Genomic DNA, 18,892 nt, shown 5'->3' with positions numbered 1-18,892 from the left:
CCGATGCGTGGCATGCAATCGAACCTGGGGCCCTGCGGGGCCCCTCATCATTCTTGGAGGAACGCGTATGGCGTCCACTAACCAGAATCTAGACGTAGTACTGCGGGTCAACACGACGGGCTTCCGTACCGCAATGGCGGAGGCCAGCCGCCTGGCAACGCAGAATCTCAAGACACTGCGCGCGGAGGCCGAGCGGACGGCCGCCGCGCTGGCGCGCGTGCATGCGGCACCGGAGGGCGCAACGGGCAAGGCCGCGACAAAGGCAAAGGCCAACGTCGGCGGCGATGTGCTCGGCAGCGGCTTGAAGGAGCTTGGTAGCGGCCTGCTGACGGCCGCCGGTGGCCCATGGGGCATCGCCATCGCGTCGGTGCAGAAGCTGGGCGAAGCGTACCTGGACATGGTCAAGGCGTCCGAACGTGCGCGCAGCGAGTACAAGGAGCAGATGCAGTCGCTGCAGCAGATGTCGTTCTCGATGGACCAGGCCGGCCTGGGCATGGGCGCGGGCACGCTGCCCCTGGAGCAGGCGGTCGCCACGCTGCATGAGCAGGCCAGGGCGCTGCGCGAGCTGGAGGCACGCGAGAAGGCGCTGCAGGGCTCGGTCGTCCATTGGGAAGGCCGAGTGAGTCATGGCCAGCGATCGGGACGGGAAGGGGCGGGCCTGAGTGCAGCCTCGGACTACGCCGAGCTGGAGAAGGCCAGGGCGAACCTGGAAGCGTTCCAGGCGGAGGTCGCGCCGGTCCAGGAGAAGTTCCGGGGCCTGAAAGAAACGATCAGGGGCGCCCTCGACGAGAAGCTGTTCAATGCGATTGCCGCGGCCATCCAGAACGTGGACAACCAGACGCTTGACCAGCTCATCGCGTCTCTGGGTGCGACGCAATGGAACGCATTGAAGGCGACCGATGCCTTCAACGGCATGCTGGGCGCCATGCGCGGAGAGGCGTGGCGGGACGAGGTCGAGTGGATCCGGCTGACCCGTGGCGAGTACGCGGCCTGGATGGCTGAACGCGGCGCGGAGATCAACGCAAGGGGCGGCCCGGACAAGATGGACCCGGCCCAGCGCGCAGAGTTCAACAGGGATGCCGCGCGCAAGAAGGCCGACATCGAACGCAAGGCCCAGTTCCGCGAACAGCAGCAGGCCGCCCAGCAGTCGGTCAGGGGCGTGCACGAGCAGGCTGATGCGTACGCCGGGCTGATGGATCGCATCGAGAAGCAGATCGCCCAGGACCGGGTGCGGCAGAAGCTGAAGGAAGGGATGACAGAGGCGGAAAAGCTGCAGGTCACCCTCCTTGACGAGATGGAGCATGCCGAGAAGAAGCTCAGCGAGCAGAAGCAACTGCGGGTGAAGGCCTCGCTGGACGCCGCGGTGGCCCTGGCCAAGGAAGCGGCAGCCGCTGAAGCGTCGAAGAAGGCCCAGCAGGATCTGCTGAAGCTGCAGCGGGAACTCCAGCAGGCGGCGCATACACAGCAGCGCGGCAACGACCAGGCGCTGTTCGGCATCGGCCATGGCGCAGCGAGCGTGGATCGCATGCAACGCCGTTCCGCTCTGGATGAGGATCGGGACAATCGAAAGCGCGCGCTGGACGACGAGTCGCGTGGTGAGGACGGCAAGGTCATCGAGTCGGAGCGCTACAGAGCCCGGCTGGCCGAGCTCGATGCATTCCATGAACAGTCACTGCAACGCGAGGCAGAGTTCCAGGAGAACAAGAAGGCATACCAGTCCGATTGGAAGAACGGCGCAATGCGGGCGTTCGAGGACTATGCCGATGCCGCGGCCAATGCCGCCGAGTTGAGCCACGGCGTCTTCAGTAATGCATTGGGCGGGTTGGAAGACAGTCTGGTCAAGTTTGCCCAGACCGGAAAGCTGTCCTTCTCCGACCTCGCCGACTCGATCATCGCCGATCTGGCGCGCGTGGCAGCCAAACAGATGGTCAGTGGGCTGATCAGTTCGATCGGGCAGATGTTCGGACCGAAGATCACCGGCTTTTCCATCGGCGGCTATACAGGCCCAGGGGGCAAGTACGAGCCGGCCGGCATCGTCCACAAGGGCGAGGGCGTGCTCAGCCAGGAAGACATGGCTGCGCTCGGCGGCCCATCGGCATTCTTCGCCCTGCGCACTTCGCTGCGAACCGGCAATGGCCTGTCCGGTGGTGATAGCGGGGGTTATGTGCAGGTACCGATTGCCCGTGCCGGCGAGGGTGGGATGAATGTGGAAATCAACAACTACGGCGAAAGCCGGGTCAACACCCGGGAAGAGCGGCAGCGCATGCCCGATGGCAGCGAAGTACGGCGGCTGGTGATCGACATCGTGGGCGACAGCCTCAACGGTGGTGAGCTGGGCGCCATTGGACGGGCCCGATACGGATGGACGGAGGCAGTGGGATGAGCAGTTGGCCAGAATATGCAGAAATCCGCTTTGCGGATTACGGCGAGGAGATCGTCGCTTCGGAAGAGCGGACCGAGATGGAGCGCGGCCCCAGCAAGATGCGCGCGCTCAACAGCCGGGTGATGAAGAACGTGTACGCCTCGGTGCAGTTCCGCACCGCGGCTGACGCCGAGGCATTCGAAGCGTGGTACCTGCACGATGTCGGTCGCGTCGGCTGGTTCACGATGGAGCACCCGCGGACCGGGCAGCCGATCAGCGCCCGCTTCCCGCAGGGCATCGGCCGCCTGGTGCCACTGAACACCCGGTTCCGCTTCTCCAAGCGCGATCTTGTACTGGAGTACATGCGATGAGTTCCTTCCATGAGCGCCGCCAGCGCCTGGCCGACACCCAGGGACCGCTGATGCTGTTGGAAGTGTCGGCGCCGTCGATGCCGGAGGTGTTGCGGATCGTCAACGACAACGTCAACTGGACCAGCAACGGCAAGGAGTTCATTGCCGCACCGTTCGGCTTCCAGCTTCCCGACGATGTCAGTGGACAGGCACCGCGCGCGCAGCTGGTGATCGACAACATCGGCCGCGCACTCACCGAGGACCTGGAAGGGCTTGCCCCCGGAGAGATGGTGACCGCTCGGTTGATGCTGACCGATCGCGCCGATCCGGATGCCATCGAGGCCGAGTACGACCTGCCGATGACCCAGGTGTCGGTCAACACGCGCACGGTCAGTGCCCAGTGTGGTGTCGACTTCCTGATGCGCCAGCAGGCCGTGCTGCTGCATGCCAATCCGTTCACGCTGCCGGGAATCTTCTGATGCGCCTGGTCGACGTCGAGCGATGGGTGGGCATCCCCTATGACGAAGCAGCGTGCGACTGCGCCGACCTGGTGATGCAGGTGCAGCGGGCGCTGTTCGCCCGTGAAGTGGCACTGCCCGGACGCCGGCCGCGCGGGCGGCGCGGCTCGGCCGAGCTGGGCGCATTGTCGCGCGCGCAGGCGGTACCTCGCGAGGGCCCTCCACAGGACGGCGACCTGGTACTGATGATCGAACGCGGACAACACAACCCCGGCCACGCCGGGGTTTTCTTTTTCCTGGCTCATGAGGGCTGGGTCTTGCACAGCAACGAAACGAACGGCTGCAGCGTGCTGCACCGCGTTCGTGACCTGCCCGGATTTGGGCTGAGGATCGAGGGATACTACGCATGGAACTGACACCACAACCGGCGGTCGACGGCCGCCTCATCATCACCCCGCACCCGGTGCTGCTGGATGGCCAGCGCAACGTGCCGGTCGAACTGCGCCCGGGTGAAAGCCTGTACGCATTCCTCATGCGCCATGTAGACGGGCTCGATGGCCGCGCATGGCAGGTCTGCGTTGACGGGCTGGAGGTGCCGCGCGAGCAGTGGATGCACACGCGACCGCGCCATGGCCAGTTGATCGAAGTGCGCAGCGTGGTGGGCAAGGCGGTGATTCCGCTGGTGGCGATGATCGCGCTGACCTATTTCACCTTCGGCATCGGCACGCTGGTGGCCGGTTCCGCGTGGGGCGCAGGCGCCGTTGCGGGGCTCAGCGCCACCTACGGCACCGCGCTGGCGTCGGCGGTCTATGTTGCCGGCAGCGTGCTGATCAACAAGGTGCTGGGCCCGAAGCCTCCCCGTGCAGGTGGCGGTGGCGGTGTCGCCGACACGGCGTATTCCCTGGCAGCGCCGCGCAACCGTGTGCGCGCCTATGAACCGCTGGGCCTGCTGTTCGGTTCCACGCGCCTCGCTCCGGACCTGATCAGCCGCCCCTATACCTGGTTCGAGGGCGATGAGCAGTACGTCGGCCTGACCCTCAGCCCGGGCATCAACGTTGGCCGGGTGGAGGCCCTGCAGAACGGTGATTCGGCGCTGTCCAGCTACGAAGGCGTGCGCACCTGGTTTCGCGGCTTCCCGCAGATGCCCGACGAAGCGATTCCGCTGTACAGCAACGCGGATGTGATTGAAGGCGCGCAGCTGCTCGATACCGGCAGCGATGCCAAGCACGTGGCCAGCCCGTGGGTGGAACGCACCAGCTCCGCTGACTCTCTGCGCCTGCAGGTGAACATCGAGTTCCGGCTGTGGGATACCACGTCCAAGGGCAAGGACAAGGACAACCGCGAGCAGATCCAGATCCAGTACCGGCCGGTCGGCTCCGATGCCTGGCAGTCGTTCGGCAATTACAGCGTCGTGGGACGCACGCAGAAGGCGCGCCGCGTCAGCTACGGCCGCGACGTGGAGCTGGGCCAGTACGACGTGCGCGTACGCGTGGCCGGGCAGAACACCGATGGCAGTGGCGCGCAGGCGAATTTCACCTGGACCACGCTGGTCAGCGTGCAGCGCGACGACGCCAGCCATGCCGGAATTCCTGCCATCGGCCTGCAGATGAAGGCGTCCGGCCAGCTCAATGGCACCCCGGATGAGATCCGCTGCGTGGCCCACGCGCGACCGATTCCGGTGTGGAAGGGGGAAGCGGCCGGCTGGGTGACCGAGGAAACCAGCAACCCGGGCGCACAGATCCTGGCCTACGCGCGTGGCATCCATGATGAGAACGGCAAGCGCATCGCCGGCCTGGGCATGGCCGACCGGCGCATCGATATCGAAAGCCTGAAAGCCTTCATGCTGCACTGCGCGGACAACGCGCTGGGCTACGACTACTGGCTGACCGAGGTGCGCAGCCACCAGGCAGTGCTCGACGCCATCGCGCTGGCCGGCTTCGGCCAGGTGACCTGGGCCAAGGGCCGGCTGGGCGTGGCCTGGGCGGCCGATGAGCAGCCCCTGTCCGGCGTGGTCAACATGGCCACGATCAAGAAGGGCCAGTTCCAGGTCGATTACACCCTGGCCAACGCTGCCGACGGCATCGAGTACAGCTACCTGGACCGCCGCACCTGGAAGGCGGCGACGCTGCGCGTGCCGGCGCCGGGCGTGGAGGTGATGCTCAATCCGGCCAAGATCACCGGTGAGGGCGTCAGCTCCGAAGCCCATGCCGCGATGCTGGCGCGTTGGCATCTGGCGCAGAGCGTCTATCAATACAAGTCGATCAGCTACAGCACCGACATCGAACACCTGGCCTACTCGCGGTTGTCGGTGCTGGCGTTGCAGCACGACCTTACCCAGTGGGGCTTCGGTGGCCGCCTGATCGATGCCGCCGTCGACGCTGCAGGCGTTGCCACGCTGCAACTGGACGAGACGGTCCCGGCACCTTCGCTGGGCAGTGCGTTCATCGGCCTGCGTATTCCAGGCGAGCGTGTCTACCGCGTACTGCGCGTGGTTCCGGGCGCTGAGCCAAGTGACAGGCTGGTGCTGGCCGATCCGTGGCCGGCAGATGCACCGCTGCCGGGCCACAACGACGGCAATCCTGCACACGACACGATCTGGATCTACGACTTCAAGCAGACGCCGGGTACCCGCGTGCGCGTGACCGGCATCCGCCCGGAAGGTGACCTGAAGGGCGCCGCTGTGGAGGTGGTGCAGGAGGGGCCCGAGTTCTGGCACTACGTGCGGACCGGGCAGTATGTGCCGCCGTCGAATGAATCCTCGCTGCAGACCCGGCCGGTGGCCAGCAATCTGAAGGTGGTCGAGCGCCAGGTCAGCCGGGGTGGCAGCGTGCATACCGAACTGCAGGCCAGCTTCGATATCAGTGGACCCACCGGCGAAACGCGGGTCCTGTCCGATCCAGACGGCAATGCCGCGCTGGAGGAAGTGGCACGCACCAGCACGCGATCAGCGAGCTGGGCGATTCCCGGAGCGGGTACCTATCCGGTGGTCGTTCGTCCGTACAGCCCCGATGGCCGTGCCGGCGTTGCCGTGTCCACCCAGTACACCACGCTGGGTGCCGATGCGCCGCCGGTCCTGGTCGATCTGTTCGACATCGAAGAGCTCAGCGGTGGCGTGCGCCGGTATGTGTGGGGCTTCTCCGGCGACACCGTGCAGTCGGCTGATTTCGCCGGCGTGGAAATCCGCTATACCGCCGGCAGTATCGACAACCCGCTGTGGGAGCACATGACCCCGCTGGGCGATGCCGGTGGCTTCTTCACCTCCGCAATCGAAGCCGTATTGCCAGAGGCGGGCAGCTGGACGTTTGCGTGCCGCAGTCGCAACACCGCTGGCGTGCTGTCCGTCGGTGCCCGCTACCTGCGACGCTCGCTGGGGCGCAATACCGGGCAGACGCTGGAGGGAATCGGCGGTGTGGTCGAATCGGTCAAGCAGGACCTGGGCAAGGAAATCAACGCCCGCATCGACAGCGACCTGGCCGCCGCCACCCGTGCAGCCGAGGCGCTGCGTAGCGAATCGCTGCGCCTGCAGGACCAGATCACCGCCAGCGCCCAACGACTTGCCGGCCAGGCCGAACGGCTGGACCAGCAGGCGCAGGCGCTCAAGGCGAACACCGATGGCCTGGCGCGCGAAGTGCTGGACCGTGCTGCCGGCGATCTGAATACCCGCACCGAGCTGACCACGGCGGTGACCCGCGAAACCAGCGAGCGCCGGTCGGATGTGGAGAACCTGACCCGCATGGTGAGCCAGCTGTCGGCAGGCAGTGGCGTGCAGTTCGACAGCAAGCGCATCTGGTACTTCGACAGCAGCGTGGAAGGTTGGGGCGCGAATGGCGGCAGTCCAACGCTGGTGGAGGGCTGGCTGCGCCCGGCCAACCATGCCAGCGACGCCTTCGTGACGAGCCCGCGCGGCCAGGATGTCCAGGGCGCGGCGCACCGCTTCGTCAAGCTGCGCATCCGCAAGGTGGGCAGTCCTGCCTGGGACGGGCGCCTGCTGTGGAATGGTCCCGGCCAGTCGTGGGACAACGCACGCATGGTGCAGTTCGCGGAGCCAAGCTATGACAGCAACGGCATCGCGACGCTGGACGTGGACAACATTCCATGGAACGGGACCATCGTCGACCAGATCCGCCTGGATCTGTCCAAGGCGCAGACCGATGCCGACTACTTCCTGCTGGACTGGGTGGCGATCGGTCGCCCGACGCCGGGTGCGTCGGTGGCCATGCTGCAGGACGAAGCCACTGCACGCGTCGCAGCAGACAGCAGCGAAGCGGGCCGGCGCGAGTCGCTGGCCGTGCAGTTGCGCGGCAGCTACGAGGGCGGTGACCTGGCAGGGGTCAGCCAGGGCCTGATCGCGGCCGAGAAGACCGCACGGCTGAGTGGCGACCAGGTCAACGCGCAGTCGATCCAGGCACTCCAGGCACGGATGCCGGCAGGCACCGGCGCGCTGGCCACCAGTGCCAGTGTCAGCAGCCTGCAGCAGGCGATGGTGACCGCTGACACCGCGCTGGGGCGGCGCGTGGACAGCCTCGATGCCACGATGGGGGACAAGATCGGATCCAGCGCCTTCAATGCGTTGAAGACCGAAGTCGGGCAGCTCGATGGCCGGGTTACCAGCAGCAGCCAGGACCTGGTGCAGCTGAAGAGTCGCATGGAAGCGGTGATGGGCGCGGGCAGCAACCTCGCGCTCAATGGCGACTTCAACCTGGGCGCTGGCACCGGCTGGACGTTCTTCAACACCACCGCAGCATCGGTGGTGCGCGAGGGCCGCGGCAACAGCCTGTGCTGGAAGGCGGAGCCCTATGCGGGCGGAAGCAATACGGTGGTCAGCGCCGCGGTCAATGAGGGGCGCGTCATCACCCTGACCGCCGGCCGGCGCTATCGGGTGTCGTGCTGGACGCGGACCAGCGAGGACTTCGACGGCACCGCCGACAATACCAAGCTGCGCGTCGCCGACCACAACGGCAACCTGATGGGCGGCGCCACGCAGTCGTTCCCGAAATCGGTGGACTGGGTCAAGACCGAGACCTTCGTGACGTTGCCGCCTACCGGCACGGTGCAGGGCATCAAGGTCACGATCAATCGCAATGGCACGGCCGGCACGTTGTGGCTGGACGATCTGTGGGTGGAGGATGTGACCGATGTCGACGCGAACGCTGCGGCGGTCAGTGGCCTGTCGACCAGGGTGGAACAGATCGATGGCAAGCTGAGCAGTGCCGCCGAGGACGTCACCCGGCTGGCCTCGGGCATCGGCAACATGGTGGCCTACAACATCATCGCCAACGCACATATCCTCGCCTGGCCCACCGGTGGCCCCCGTGCATCGGGTGTGTACCGTGCCAATGGCAGCATCGTGCCGGGCATGGGCGCCAACCGGGGGCTGCGGGTGGGCATCATCAATGCGGACAACAGCATCACCGATACGGCGGTGTTCGATACCCATGGCAATCTGCAGAGCGAGTCGGCCCGCTTCAACACCTGGTACGACCAGACGCTGAAGGACAACCAGTACTTCATTGCCTATACGTCCGATGCAGTGGGGGCGATCAGTAGTGCCAGCAACAGCGACACCAGTGGCCTGCGCACCCGCCTGCTGGACGCGGGCCTGTCACAGGAAAACCTGGCGGCCCTGTCGGGGTCGCGGATGCTGGTGATGATCGGGCGGCGCAGGAGTGGTGCCGGCGGTGGCAGGCAGATCCTGTCGCCCTTGCCGGAGACCGGCCGTACTGGCATGTGGGTGGAAATGACCGTCACCGTGCTCAATGGCGTGCCGACCGGATCGCAGGATTCGTCGATGCTCGATCGTACGGCGCGGAGCAATGCGGACGCATTGACCGGGCTGCGCACCGACGTCAGCAAGCTCGGTACCGACCTGGTGTCCGCCGCCGACAGCCTGACCAGCCTGGCCGCGCGGGTCGACACCTCGGTGACCAGCAGCGACAACGTGCTGCGCAACAGTAACTTTGCTGGCAGTGCCGCCTGGTGGACGCTGACCCGTACCGTGTCGGCCAACACCGTGGAGTGGGTGAAGGCATCGGGCCAGAGTGGTGATGCGTTGCTGATGACGCATGGGCCGCAGGCCGGGCAGAACCCCTTCATCACGGCCAACGACGCGCGGTGGTTGCCGGTGGTTGCGGGGCGGTCGCGCCGGTACCGACTGGTGATGGTGGCTCGCGCCTTTGATGAAGCCACGGCGACCCTGGTCTGCCGGTTGCGCGTGCGAACCACGGGTACAGGCGAAAGCCATGCCGACGTGACGCTGAACCTGTCCGATGCGTCCTGGAAAACCTACACGGCCGAATGGTCTGCCGCGCAGGATCGCAACGAGATCATGCCGCAGGTGCATCTGACCAACGCCGGCGGCAAGGTGCTGTTCGACCGGATCGAGTTCTACGACATCACCGATGCGCAGGACATCGCCGGCAACGCGACGGCCATCGCCAACCTGCGCAGCGACGTGGTGCAGCTGGGCGATCGTGTCACCAGCAGTGCGTCCAGTGTGCTCAAGCTGCAGTCGGACGTGCAGTCGGTCCTCAATGGCAGCGACAGCCTGTTCCCGCTGGGTGCGTTCGAAACGTTCCAGGATGGCCAGCTGCTGGGCAGTGCGGCGGGCACGATCTACACCGCCCGCGCCGATGCTCGCCGGACCGGTGAGCGCGGTCTGGATGTGAACGTTGCGGCCAACACCAGTCCGAACACCAATGCGGACCTGTACCTCGGGCAGTGGACCCCCATCACCGGCAATCGCCGCATCTATGTGGAGTACTACGCCCGCCTGCATCCGGACAGTATCCAGCCGACCGGTGGTTCCATCCGGGTGGGCTGGCAGACCACCAACGAAGCCAATGCGGAGAATTCGTGGCCCTTGCAGGCTTACGCACTGGCCTCGCTGCGCAAGGATGGCTGGACCAAGGTCAGCGGTTACCTGGACACCGCCGCGCCTGCGGCGAAGTGGCGGATGCTGGTCAGCATTCCGGGAGGAAGTGGTGCGCGCGAAGTGGGCGTGCGCGTGCAGGTGGACGACATCCGCATGATCGATGTCACCGACGCCTACGCCGCGCAGCAGAGCGCCGCTGCCACGGCCACCGCGGTGACCGCGCTGACCACCAAAGTCGATCAGCAGGGCACGAAGGTCGACGCGCAGGCGCAGCAGCTCACCGACCTGTCCAGCGGGCTGAAGGGCGTGCTCAACACCGGAAGCGGCCTGCTGCCCAATCCCGACTTCGCCGAAGGGCTGGGGGGGTGGACGGCATCGGCGGCGGCCAATGGGGCGGTGTGGAGTACGGTCAACGGCGACGGACGCCCAGGTGTGCTGCTCAACCGCTACACGAACGTGAATCCGACCCTGCAGGCCAACGGTGGCAAATGGGTGCCGATCAACGGCGCGCGCCGCCTGCGGGTGATCGTCCGCGCCTGCGGTGCTGGCGGCGCCAACAATCTGCTGGTGCGGATGTATCGCAAGAATGCGGCAGGCCAGCAGTCCTACCAGGATCTGCGTGCCGTGTTCGCGGTGGAGGCGTTCGAGACCCGATCGTTCGACTTCGATGCCTTCAACAGCGGCATCGATGCCTGGCGCTTGAACCTCTATGTTCATCCCGACAACGGTCAGGTGCGGGTGGACAGCGTCCAGGTCTATGACATCACCGACCAGGTGGCCAACGATGCCAATGCCTCGGCCATCACGGGGCTGAGCACCTCGGTAAGCCAGCAGGGCACCAAGCTGGACACCACCGCGCGTGACCTGACCCAGCTCAAGACCCAGGTGGGCGATGTATCGGCCAGCGGCTTCTCGCAGCTGAACAGCCAGGTCAGCCAGCAGGGTACGCAACTGACCGCGCTGTCCGGGCGGATCGATGGCGTGCAGGCCTCACTGGGTGGCAAGGCGGATGCAGCCGTGGTCACCAGCATGCAGGCGCAGGTCAAGAATCTGGGCGCCGGTGGCAACCTGCTGATGAACACCACGTTCCCCTTCTGGCAGCGCTCGGGGTGGGGCTGGGGCAGTAATCCGAACGGGCGGTGGACCGAACTGGGCAACCCCACCGGCGATGACAACTGGCATCCGCAGGGGATCTTCGGGCTGGGCGCGGTGACGCCCGGCGTCGTCGCAGCAGGCGAAATGGCATGGTGGGGAACCGAGTACGACATCGCCATCGAAGGCGGCAAGACCTATTGCGCGTCCGCCTGGATCAATACCCATCGCGTGGAAGCCAAGCTGGAGATGACGTTCTTCGATGCGGCCGGCAATCACCAGGGGCTGGTGCACAGCCCGGGCGTGAGGAGCGATACCGGAACCCCGATCACGCTCGACCGCTTGACGCGCACGTTCCTGATCACCAAGGCGCCCGCCACGGCGACCTTCGCTCGCTTTCGCGTGATCGTGATCGGCACCGGTGGAAACACGCCCTATTTCTGGATGTTCCGCCCGATGCTCAGCCAGGTGGACGCGGCAGCAACCGCCCCGCCCACCTGGTCGGCCGGAGGCACCGAGTCTTCCGCGCAGTGGTCGGTCAACGTCCGTGCAGATGGCCGGGTAGGGGGCGTGCAACTGGCGTCCAGCGGCCAGGTCTCGCGTTTCGATGTGGTGGCCGACGCGTTCAGTGTCAGTGCCCCCGGTGGCGGGCGTCGTACCGAGTACAGCGATGGCAACTGGCGGGTCTATGACGAAGCCGGACGCCTGCGCGTGCGCATGGGCGTGTGGTGACCCGTGCACCTGCCCGTCGCGGTGGGTGCCCTGCATGAAAACCGTTCGGGCCGCCGGTGGATGCGGCCCTTTTTTTGGAGATCCAACATGAAGTTCAACGCACGTCTTGTCCTGCTGACCCGCGCAGTGGAGCAGTCGGGGGTGGTCAATCTGCATTTCCGGCCGGAGGGCGAGAACCTTCTTCCGCAGATGGTGATCCCGGTATCGCCGCTGGATGCGTATGCCTTGAAGTTCGGGGCACTGTACCGGTTCGAGGCGATCGAGGTGGAAGAAGCGCTGCCCATTGAAGCAGCCGCTGGCTGAGACCGGGCGGTTGCAGTGGTGCTGGATATGACCGGGTACTGACCCTTCACGGGCCAGGCGCCGCAGGCGGCAGCGGCGATTCAGGGCGCTGGCCCGAAGCCCGGTATACTGGCGCCCTTTCAGGCCCCGGCCCCCAGGAACCCCTGCCATGCCGGCAGGGGCCCAGGCCCCCAGAGTCCCGCGATTCCATGTCCCAGCTGAACCCCAAAGTCGGCTTCGTCAGCCTTGGCTGCCCGAAGGCCCTCGTCGATTCCGAGCGCATCCTCACCCAGCTCCGCTCGGAAGGCTACGACATCGTCCCGTCCTACGATTCGGCCGACGTGGTGGTGGTCAACACCTGTGGCTTCATCGATTCGGCAGTGACCGAGTCGCTGGATGCCATTGGCGAGGCGATGAACCAGAACGGCAAGGTCATCGTCACCGGCTGCCTGGGCAAGCGCCCTGAGCAGATCCGCGAGGCGTACCCCAACGTGCTGGCGGTGTCCGGCCCGCAGGATTACCAGAGCGTGATGGAAGCGGTGCATGAAGCACTGCCGCCCAAGCACGATCCGTTCGTGGACCTGGTGCCCGACTACGGCATCAAGCTGACCCCGCGCCATTACGCCTACCTGAAGATTTCCGAAGGCTGCAACCACAAGTGCAGCTTCTGCATCATTCCGTCGATGCGCGGCAAGCTGGTCTCGCGCCCGGTGGATGAGGTGCTGCGCGAAGCCGAGCGCCTGGTGCGTGGTGGCGTGCGTGAGCTGCTGGTGGTTTCGCAGGACACCTCTGCCTACGGCGTGGACGTGAAGTACGCCGAGAAGATGTGGCGCGACAAGGCCTACCAGACCCGCCTGAAGGCGCTGTGCGAAGGCCTGTCCGAGCTGGATGCGTGGGTGCGCATGCACTACGTCTACCCGTATCCGCACGTGGACGAAGTGGTGCCGCTGATGGCCGAGAACCGCATCCTGCCGTACCTGGACATCCCGTTCCAGCATGCGAGTCCGCGCATCCTGCGCCTGATGAAGCGCCCCGGTGCGGTCGAGAAGACCCTGGAGCGCGTGCAGAACTGGCGCCGTATCGCGCCGGACATCACCGTGCGTTCGACCTTCATCGTCGGCTTCCCGGGCGAGACCGAGTCCGAGTTCGAAGAACTGCTGTCGTTCCTCGACGAAGCGCAGCTGGATCGCGTGGGCGCGTTCGCCTATTCGCCGGTCGAGGGGGCCACCGCCAACGATCTGCCCGATGCTGTGCCGGAGGAAGTGAAGCAGGAGCGTCTGGCCCGCTTCATGGAGAAGCAGGCGCAGATCTCCGCCGCACGCCTGGAGGCCAAGATCGGCACCGTGCAGCAGTGCCTGGTCGACGCCATCGAAGGCGATATCGCCGTGGCCCGTTCCAGGGCCGATGCGCCGGAGATCGACGGACTGGTGCACATCCAGAACGCCGACCAGGTGCCGCTGCGCGTGGGCGACTTCGTCGACGTGGAAATCACCGAGAGCGACGAGCACGACCTGTACGGTGACGCGCTGCCCGCCGCTACCCGCCCGGCATTCGACCTCAAGATGCTGTGACCGCAGCGACGACCGCCGCCAGTGACGGGGGCGGCGTCCGTCGCTTCGTACCGCCGCCACGTGCGGCGATCGATCCGCAGGTGTTCGCGCAGCCGCTGTTTGCCGGGCTGCAGGATTTCCGTGATCTGCTGGTTGGCTCCCACTGGCCGTCCATCGCGGCACTTGACGCACGCCTGTCCCTGCCGGGTTGGCAGCTGGTCGAACAGGATGCCGCGTTGCTGGCCGATGGCCTGCACTACGAGGCCCGCATCGCGCAGGGGCGGATCGCCACCCGTGCCGACAACTGGCACGACCTGTTCAACGCGCTGGTGTGGGCCTCCCACCCGCAGCTCAAGCGGGCACTCAACGTGCAGCAGTGCCGGCATATCGAAGCCATGCCACCCGGCCAGCGCAACCGCGCGCAGGCCGCCTTGACCCAGTTCGACGAAACCGGCGTGATCGTGCGTGTGGGGGATGTCACGTTGCTGCGCGCGTGGGATGGGCATGACTGGCCTGCGTTGTTCGAGCCAACGCGCTGGCAGAGCGGTGACATCGCCATTGCCACGGTATTCGGGCACGCGTTGATGGAACAGGCACTGCTGCCGGGGCGATTGCTGGTGGGCAAGTGCGTGGTGGTGCAGGGTGATGCCGATGCTGCCTGCGTTGACGCGGTGACTGCGGCCATTGCCGAAGGCAGGGCAGTGACCGATCCGCTGCAGCTGCGGCCCCTGCCGTTGGCGGGTATTCCTGGCTGGCACGGCGTGCAGGATTCCGCCTTCTATCGCAATGCCGGGTATTTCCGCCCGTTGCGCGCAGGGCGCACATACCCGCCGCCGTTGTAGAGCCGAGCCCATGCTCGGCTGCGTTTGCCCATCAGACGAGCATGGGCTCGGCTCTACAACGGCAGCGAGGTCGGGCATGACTCGACTCTACAACGGCGCGTACTCCACCCCGATCACCGCAAAGGTGAATTGCCCGCCGGGCAGCTCCACCGAGAATTCATCATCCAGTCGCTTCTTCAGCAGCGCCCGCGCCAACGGCGAATCGATGCTGATCCAGCCCAGCCCGGCATCGGTCTCATCCGGCCCGACAATGCGATAGCGGCTGGTCTCGCCACTGTCCACATTCTCCAGTTCCACCCATGCGCCGAAGAACACCGCCAGCGGGTCGGTCGGCGTGGTGTCGACCACGCGCAGTGATTCCAGCCGCTTGGTCAGGTAGCGCACGCGACGGTCGATCTCGCCCAGCTGCTTCTTGCGATAGGTGTATTCAGCGTTCTCGGAGCGGTCACCTTCCGCGGCGGCCGCGGCCAGTGCCTTCACCACCTCCGGGCGGCGCACGCGCCACAGCTCATCCAGTTCGGCCTTCAGCCGGGCATGCCCGGAGGCAGTGATCAGTGCCGTGCTTTTTTCTGCGGGGGGGCGCCAACGCGACATGCAATACGACTTCTTTTCTGGATGACGAACGGGGAGTGGGGTCGGAGCCATCCCTGGCGGGGGGATCCGACCCTGGGGTCAGATCCCTTTCCAGCGGAAAGGGCTCTGACCCCGGCCGTGGCAGATCAACGCTTTCCGCCGAAGATGCCACCCAGGATGCCGCGCACGATCTGGTTGCCCAGCTTGGTGCCGACGGTGCGCGTGGTCTGCTTGGCCATCGTCTCGATCATGCCCTGGCGGCGCTTGGTGCCGAAGATCGCATCCTTGATCGCCTGGCCGAAACCGCCTTCCTGCGCTTCGTCCTGCTCGCGGCTGCGCGCGGCCGGCGCCTGCGCCTGTTCGACAGTCTTCTGTGCACGCTGGGCCAGCAGTTCGGCGGCCGATTCGCGGTTGATCGCGGTGTCGTAGCGACTGCCGACCGGGCTGCCGGCACGCACCTGGGCGCGCTCGGCTTCGGTGATCGGCCCCATCCGGCAGCGTGGCGGCGCGATCATGGTCTGCTGCACCGGCATCGGGATGCCCTTGTCCTGCAGCGTGGAGACCAGGGCCTCACCAGTGCCGAGCTGGCTCAGTACCTTGGCCACGTCCAGCTTCGGGTTCGGCACGAAGGTTTCGGCCGCGGTCTTCACCGCCTTCTGGTCGCGCGGGGTGAACGCGCGCAGTGCGTGCTGCACGCGGTTGCCGAGCTGGCCGAGGATGTTGCCTGGCACGTCGTCGGGGAACTGCGAGCAGAAATACACGCCCACGCCCTTGGAGCGGATCAGGCGCACCACCTGCTCGATGCGCTGCACCAGCGATGGCGGCGCATCGTCGAACAGCAGGTGTGCCTCGTCGAAGATGAAGACCAGCTTCGGCTTGTCCAGGTCGCCCACTTCCGGCAGCTGCTCGAACAGCTCCGACAGCAGCCACAGCAGGAAGGTGGAGTACAGCTTGGGCTTGAGTACCAGCTGGTCGGCGGCGAGGATGCCGATCATGCCGCGGCCGTCGTGGTTGACGCGCATGATGTCGGCCAGCTCCAGCGCAGGTTCGCCGAAGAAGTGCTCGCCACCGTCCTGCGCCAGGCGCAGCACCGAACGCTGGATCGCGGCGATCGACTGCGCGCTGACCAGGCCGTACTCGGTGGAGATGTCCTTGCGCTCCTCGGCGACGAGGCCGAGCAGGGCGCGCAGGTCGTCCATGTCCAGCAGCAGCAGGCCGCGGTCGTCGGCCAGCTTGAACACGATGTCGAGCACGCCGGACTGGGTGTCGTTCAACTCGAGGATGCGCGCCAGCAGGGTCGGACCCATTTCGCTGACGGTGGTGCGCACCGGGTGGCCCAGCTTGCCGTACAGGTCCCAGAAGAGGGTGGGGCTGGCGGCCGGCGCATAGTCGGCCACGCCGATCTCGGCGGCACGCTGGAGCAGGTTCTCGGCGCCGCTGCCGGGCACGGCCAGGCCGGAGACATCGCCCTTCACATCGGCCAGGAACACCGGCACGCCCAGTCGCGAGAAGCCCTCGGCCAGCGTCATCAGGGTCACGGTCTTGCCGGTACCGGTGGCGCCGGCCACCAGGCCGTGGCGGTTGCCGAGTTTCGGCAGCAGGGTGACGGCAATATCGTCGGTAATGCCTTTGCCGAGCAGAATCGGATCCATGGTCCAGCCCTTGTGATGAATAGCCCAATGTTAACCGCCGGCAGTGACGGTCCGAAGGTCGGCTTGCCCGGACCTTGGCGGCGCCGCTACTCTGCCTGCCTGTTTCGCACACAGTGCCATCAATGCCCGTTCCTGTCCTGATTTCCCGCGGTTGGCCGCTGCTGGCCCTGGCCGGCCTGGTTTCCCTGGCGCCCGACGCCCATGCGCAGCGGGTTTCGGCCCGGGACAAGGTGAAGGTGGATGCGCTGCAGCAGCGCATGACCGTCGCCGAAAAGCGCTACAGCGACGCCCTGCTGCTGGTCGCCAATGCCGACCCCAAGGGCAGCAACGAGGCCGACGCCGCGCTGGAGGACATGGAAGATGTCCTCAACGACTGCGTGAAGCAGAAGGGCTGCCAGATGGGCACCCTGCTGGCCAGCTACAAGCGCCTGCTCAAGCACGACGCCGATGCCGCTGCCAGCGATGACGTGGCCGACGAGGGGGGTGACCGCCTGGAAGCCGACCCGGATCACATCGGCCCGCTGACCGCGGATGTGCCCGAGGCCGCGCGCGCTGCCGCGCTGCTGAACGACAAGCGGCACGCCTTCGACAGCATGGTCGAGTACAACCCGGCGGTGCAGGCCGGCATCCGTCGCTGGCTGACCGACATGCGTCCTGCGCTGCTGACCAGCTACGAGAACTACCAGAACCTGCGCGCGGTGATGTGGCCGGAGTGGGAGAAGCGTGGCCTGCCCGAGGCGCTGCTGTTCGGCATCATGGCCAAGGAATCCAACGGCCGCGTGCACGCCTCCTCGCGTGCCGGCGCCGCCGGCCTGATGCAGTTCATGCCGGCCACTGGCCGTCGCTTCGGCCTCGGCCCGGATGGCACCGGCTTCGACACGCGCTTCGATGCGCGCAGCGCCGCCGAGGCCAGCGCCAGCTACCTCAACGAACGCCTGCGCGAACTGAACAACAACGTGGAAATGTCGGTGGCCGCCTACAACGGTGGCGAAGGCCGTGCCGCACGCGTGTTCAAGCAGAGCGCCGGCCAGAGCTTCTGGACCGACAGTGTCTACAACCAGTTCCCGGGCGAGACCAAGGACTATGTGCCGATGGTGATTGCCGCGGCCTGGATCTTCCTGCACCCGCAGCAGTATGGCGTGGAGTTCCCGAAGATCAGCGCGCAGCCGGCCACGCTGCGCCTGGCCAAGTCCACCACCATCTATGAACTGACCATCTGCCTGGGCAGCCACGGCACCCGTGATGGCTACATGCGCGCGCTGCGCAACCTCAACCCGCGCTATGAAGCCGATGGCTGGATTCCGGCCGGCACCCTGATCAACGCCACCACCCGCATCGCCGGGCTGTACCAGCGCAACTGCGTCAGTGGCCCGCGTGCCGACCTGGCCCGCACCCTGATCACCGCCGATCTGAACGCGGCGATCAAGCGCCCGACCGCGGCCAGCTACACCGGCAGCGTCGCCGTGGGCGGCGTGGTGCCGGTGGCCGACGCTGCGGCCTCCACCAGTGTGCCGACCACGCCGGTGGCGGCGGTGGCGACGCCTCGCCCGGCGCCGGCCGCGCGCCCGAAGCCGGTGCGCAGCCACAAGGTGGGCAAGGGCGAGACCCTGGGCGCCATCGCGGCGAAGTTCCAGTGCGACGTGCCGACCCTGGCCCGCGCCAACGGCCTGAAGGCCCCGGCCTACAGCCTGCGTCACGGCCAGACGCTGAAGCTGCAGGGCTGCGACAAGTAATTCCCCCGACCCCTGGAACCCGCATGGATCTCGAAGACACCCGCAACCTGTTCGCCAACCTCCGCGAAAACACCGACTGGGACATCAACGGCCCGTTGCTGTGGGGGTACTTCTTCGTGCACTCCACTGCTGAGCCGTTGCAGGCACTGGCAGAGCACCTGCAGGCGCAGGGCTACACCTTCGTGGAACTGTTCGAACAAGATCCGGAAGAGGGGGACGCGCCGTTCCACGTGCTGCATGTGGAGCGCGTGGAGATCCACGACGAAGCCTCGCTGGACCGTCGCAACCAGGAATTCGCAGCGCTGGCCGCGGAGAAGGGCGTGGAAGACTACGACGGCATGGACGTCGGCCCGGCCCCGGCCCTGCAGTAACGCGCGTACCGGTAGTGCCGGCCG

12 protein-coding genes are annotated in these 18,892 nt (G+C 66.5%); 10 read left to right on the top strand and 2 right to left on the bottom strand.

From position 1 onward, the window contains the following. Nucleotides 1-67: 67 nt before the first annotated feature. From ACT6SE_RS14865 to ACT6SE_RS14830, 8 genes are all read left to right on the top strand, one after another. On the top strand, nucleotides 68-2,383 hold the full coding sequence (locus ACT6SE_RS14865) for a phage tail tape measure protein (RefSeq protein ID WP_219626730.1): 2,316 nt from the start codon (nucleotides 68-70) through the stop codon (nucleotides 2,381-2,383). Continuing rightward, complete coding sequence (locus ACT6SE_RS14860; protein ID WP_014647906.1) at nucleotides 2,380-2,733, top strand: hypothetical protein; 354 nt, start codon at nucleotides 2,380-2,382, stop codon at nucleotides 2,731-2,733. Before ACT6SE_RS14865 ends, ACT6SE_RS14860 begins: the two co-directional genes overlap by 4 nt. After that, complete coding sequence (locus ACT6SE_RS14855; RefSeq protein WP_014647905.1) at nucleotides 2,730-3,191, top strand: DUF1833 family protein; 462 nt, start codon at nucleotides 2,730-2,732, stop codon at nucleotides 3,189-3,191. Before ACT6SE_RS14860 ends, ACT6SE_RS14855 begins: the two co-directional genes overlap by 4 nt. After that, nucleotides 3,191-3,586 (top strand): hypothetical protein, encoded by a 396-nt coding sequence (locus ACT6SE_RS14850; protein ID WP_014647904.1) that lies wholly within the window; start codon nucleotides 3,191-3,193, stop codon nucleotides 3,584-3,586. The genes ACT6SE_RS14855 and ACT6SE_RS14850 overlap by 1 nt, the downstream gene beginning before the upstream one ends. Beyond that, nucleotides 3,577-11,865 (top strand): host specificity factor TipJ family phage tail protein, encoded by an 8,289-nt coding sequence (locus ACT6SE_RS14845; protein WP_444811017.1) that lies wholly within the window; start codon nucleotides 3,577-3,579, stop codon nucleotides 11,863-11,865. The genes ACT6SE_RS14850 and ACT6SE_RS14845 overlap by 10 nt, the downstream gene beginning before the upstream one ends. Before the next feature lie 87 nt (nucleotides 11,866-11,952). Beyond that, the gene (locus ACT6SE_RS14840; RefSeq protein ID WP_041863666.1) at nucleotides 11,953-12,168 is read left to right on the top strand and encodes a hypothetical protein; all 216 of its coding nucleotides are present in this window, start codon (nucleotides 11,953-11,955) and stop codon (nucleotides 12,166-12,168) included. Nucleotides 12,169-12,356: 188 nt separating this feature from the next. Next, on the top strand, nucleotides 12,357-13,718 hold the full coding sequence (gene rimO / locus ACT6SE_RS14835; protein ID WP_046431844.1) for a 30S ribosomal protein S12 methylthiotransferase RimO: 1,362 nt from the start codon (nucleotides 12,357-12,359) through the stop codon (nucleotides 13,716-13,718). Continuing rightward, on the top strand, nucleotides 13,715-14,539 hold the full coding sequence (locus ACT6SE_RS14830) for a DUF3025 domain-containing protein (protein ID WP_046431842.1): 825 nt from the start codon (nucleotides 13,715-13,717) through the stop codon (nucleotides 14,537-14,539). The genes rimO and ACT6SE_RS14830 overlap by 4 nt, the downstream gene beginning before the upstream one ends. A gap of 87 nt (nucleotides 14,540-14,626) precedes the next feature. Here ACT6SE_RS14830 and greB read toward each other — a convergent pair whose 3' ends face one another. Beyond that, nucleotides 14,627-15,133 (bottom strand): transcription elongation factor GreB, encoded by a 507-nt coding sequence (gene greB, locus ACT6SE_RS14825; protein ID WP_014647900.1) that lies wholly within the window; start codon nucleotides 15,131-15,133, stop codon nucleotides 14,627-14,629. 125 nt (nucleotides 15,134-15,258) lie between these two features. Further along, entirely contained in the window at nucleotides 15,259-16,764 is a 1,506-nt protein-coding gene (locus ACT6SE_RS14820) for a helicase HerA-like domain-containing protein (protein WP_046431840.1), read from the bottom strand. A 122-nt stretch (nucleotides 16,765-16,886) separates the two neighbouring features. Between ACT6SE_RS14820 and ACT6SE_RS14815 the strand changes: the two genes are divergently transcribed. Beyond that, nucleotides 16,887-18,497, top strand: a complete 1,611-nt coding sequence (locus ACT6SE_RS14815; protein ID WP_014647898.1) for a transglycosylase SLT domain-containing protein — start codon at nucleotides 16,887-16,889, stop codon at nucleotides 18,495-18,497. Nucleotides 18,498-18,520: 23 nt separating this feature from the next. Beyond that, nucleotides 18,521-18,868 carry a ribonuclease E inhibitor RraB gene (locus ACT6SE_RS14810; protein ID WP_046431838.1) on the top strand — a complete coding sequence of 116 codons (348 nt, stop codon included), beginning with the start codon at nucleotides 18,521-18,523 and terminating at the stop codon, nucleotides 18,866-18,868. Nucleotides 18,869-18,892 lie beyond the last annotated feature (24 nt).

It is taken from the genome of Stenotrophomonas sp. LC732, from assembly GCF_052446685.1.
Lineage (GTDB): Bacteria > Pseudomonadota > Gammaproteobacteria > Xanthomonadales > Xanthomonadaceae > Stenotrophomonas > Stenotrophomonas muris.
The sequence above is the reverse complement of the archived record's forward strand: the minus strand, read 5'-3'. Positions and strand labels throughout refer to the sequence as shown.

What these genes read in the sequence shown, in the direction of transcription:
- ACT6SE_RS14810 (WP_046431838.1), top strand. Translation starts at nt 18,521, where the DNA reads ATGGATCTCGAAGACACCCGCAACCTGTTCGCCAACCTCCGCGAAAAC.
- ACT6SE_RS14850 (WP_014647904.1), top strand. Translation starts at nt 3,191, where the DNA reads ATGCGCCTGGTCGACGTCGAGCGATGGGTGGGCATCCCCTATGACGAA.
- ACT6SE_RS14855 (WP_014647905.1), top strand. Translation starts at nt 2,730, where the DNA reads ATGAGTTCCTTCCATGAGCGCCGCCAGCGCCTGGCCGACACCCAGGGA.
- ACT6SE_RS14840 (WP_041863666.1), top strand. Translation starts at nt 11,953, where the DNA reads ATGAAGTTCAACGCACGTCTTGTCCTGCTGACCCGCGCAGTGGAGCAG.
- ACT6SE_RS14845 (WP_444811017.1), top strand. Translation starts at nt 3,577, where the DNA reads ATGGAACTGACACCACAACCGGCGGTCGACGGCCGCCTCATCATCACC.
- rimO (WP_046431844.1), top strand. Translation starts at nt 12,357, where the DNA reads ATGTCCCAGCTGAACCCCAAAGTCGGCTTCGTCAGCCTTGGCTGCCCG.
- ACT6SE_RS14820 (WP_046431840.1), bottom strand. Translation starts at nt 16,764, where the DNA reads ATGGATCCGATTCTGCTCGGCAAAGGCATTACCGACGATATTGCCGTC.
- greB (WP_014647900.1), bottom strand. Translation starts at nt 15,133, where the DNA reads ATGTCGCGTTGGCGCCCCCCCGCAGAAAAAAGCACGGCACTGATCACT.
- ACT6SE_RS14815 (WP_014647898.1), top strand. Translation starts at nt 16,887, where the DNA reads ATGCCCGTTCCTGTCCTGATTTCCCGCGGTTGGCCGCTGCTGGCCCTG.
- ACT6SE_RS14860 (WP_014647906.1), top strand. Translation starts at nt 2,380, where the DNA reads ATGAGCAGTTGGCCAGAATATGCAGAAATCCGCTTTGCGGATTACGGC.
- ACT6SE_RS14865 (WP_219626730.1), top strand. Translation starts at nt 68, where the DNA reads ATGGCGTCCACTAACCAGAATCTAGACGTAGTACTGCGGGTCAACACG.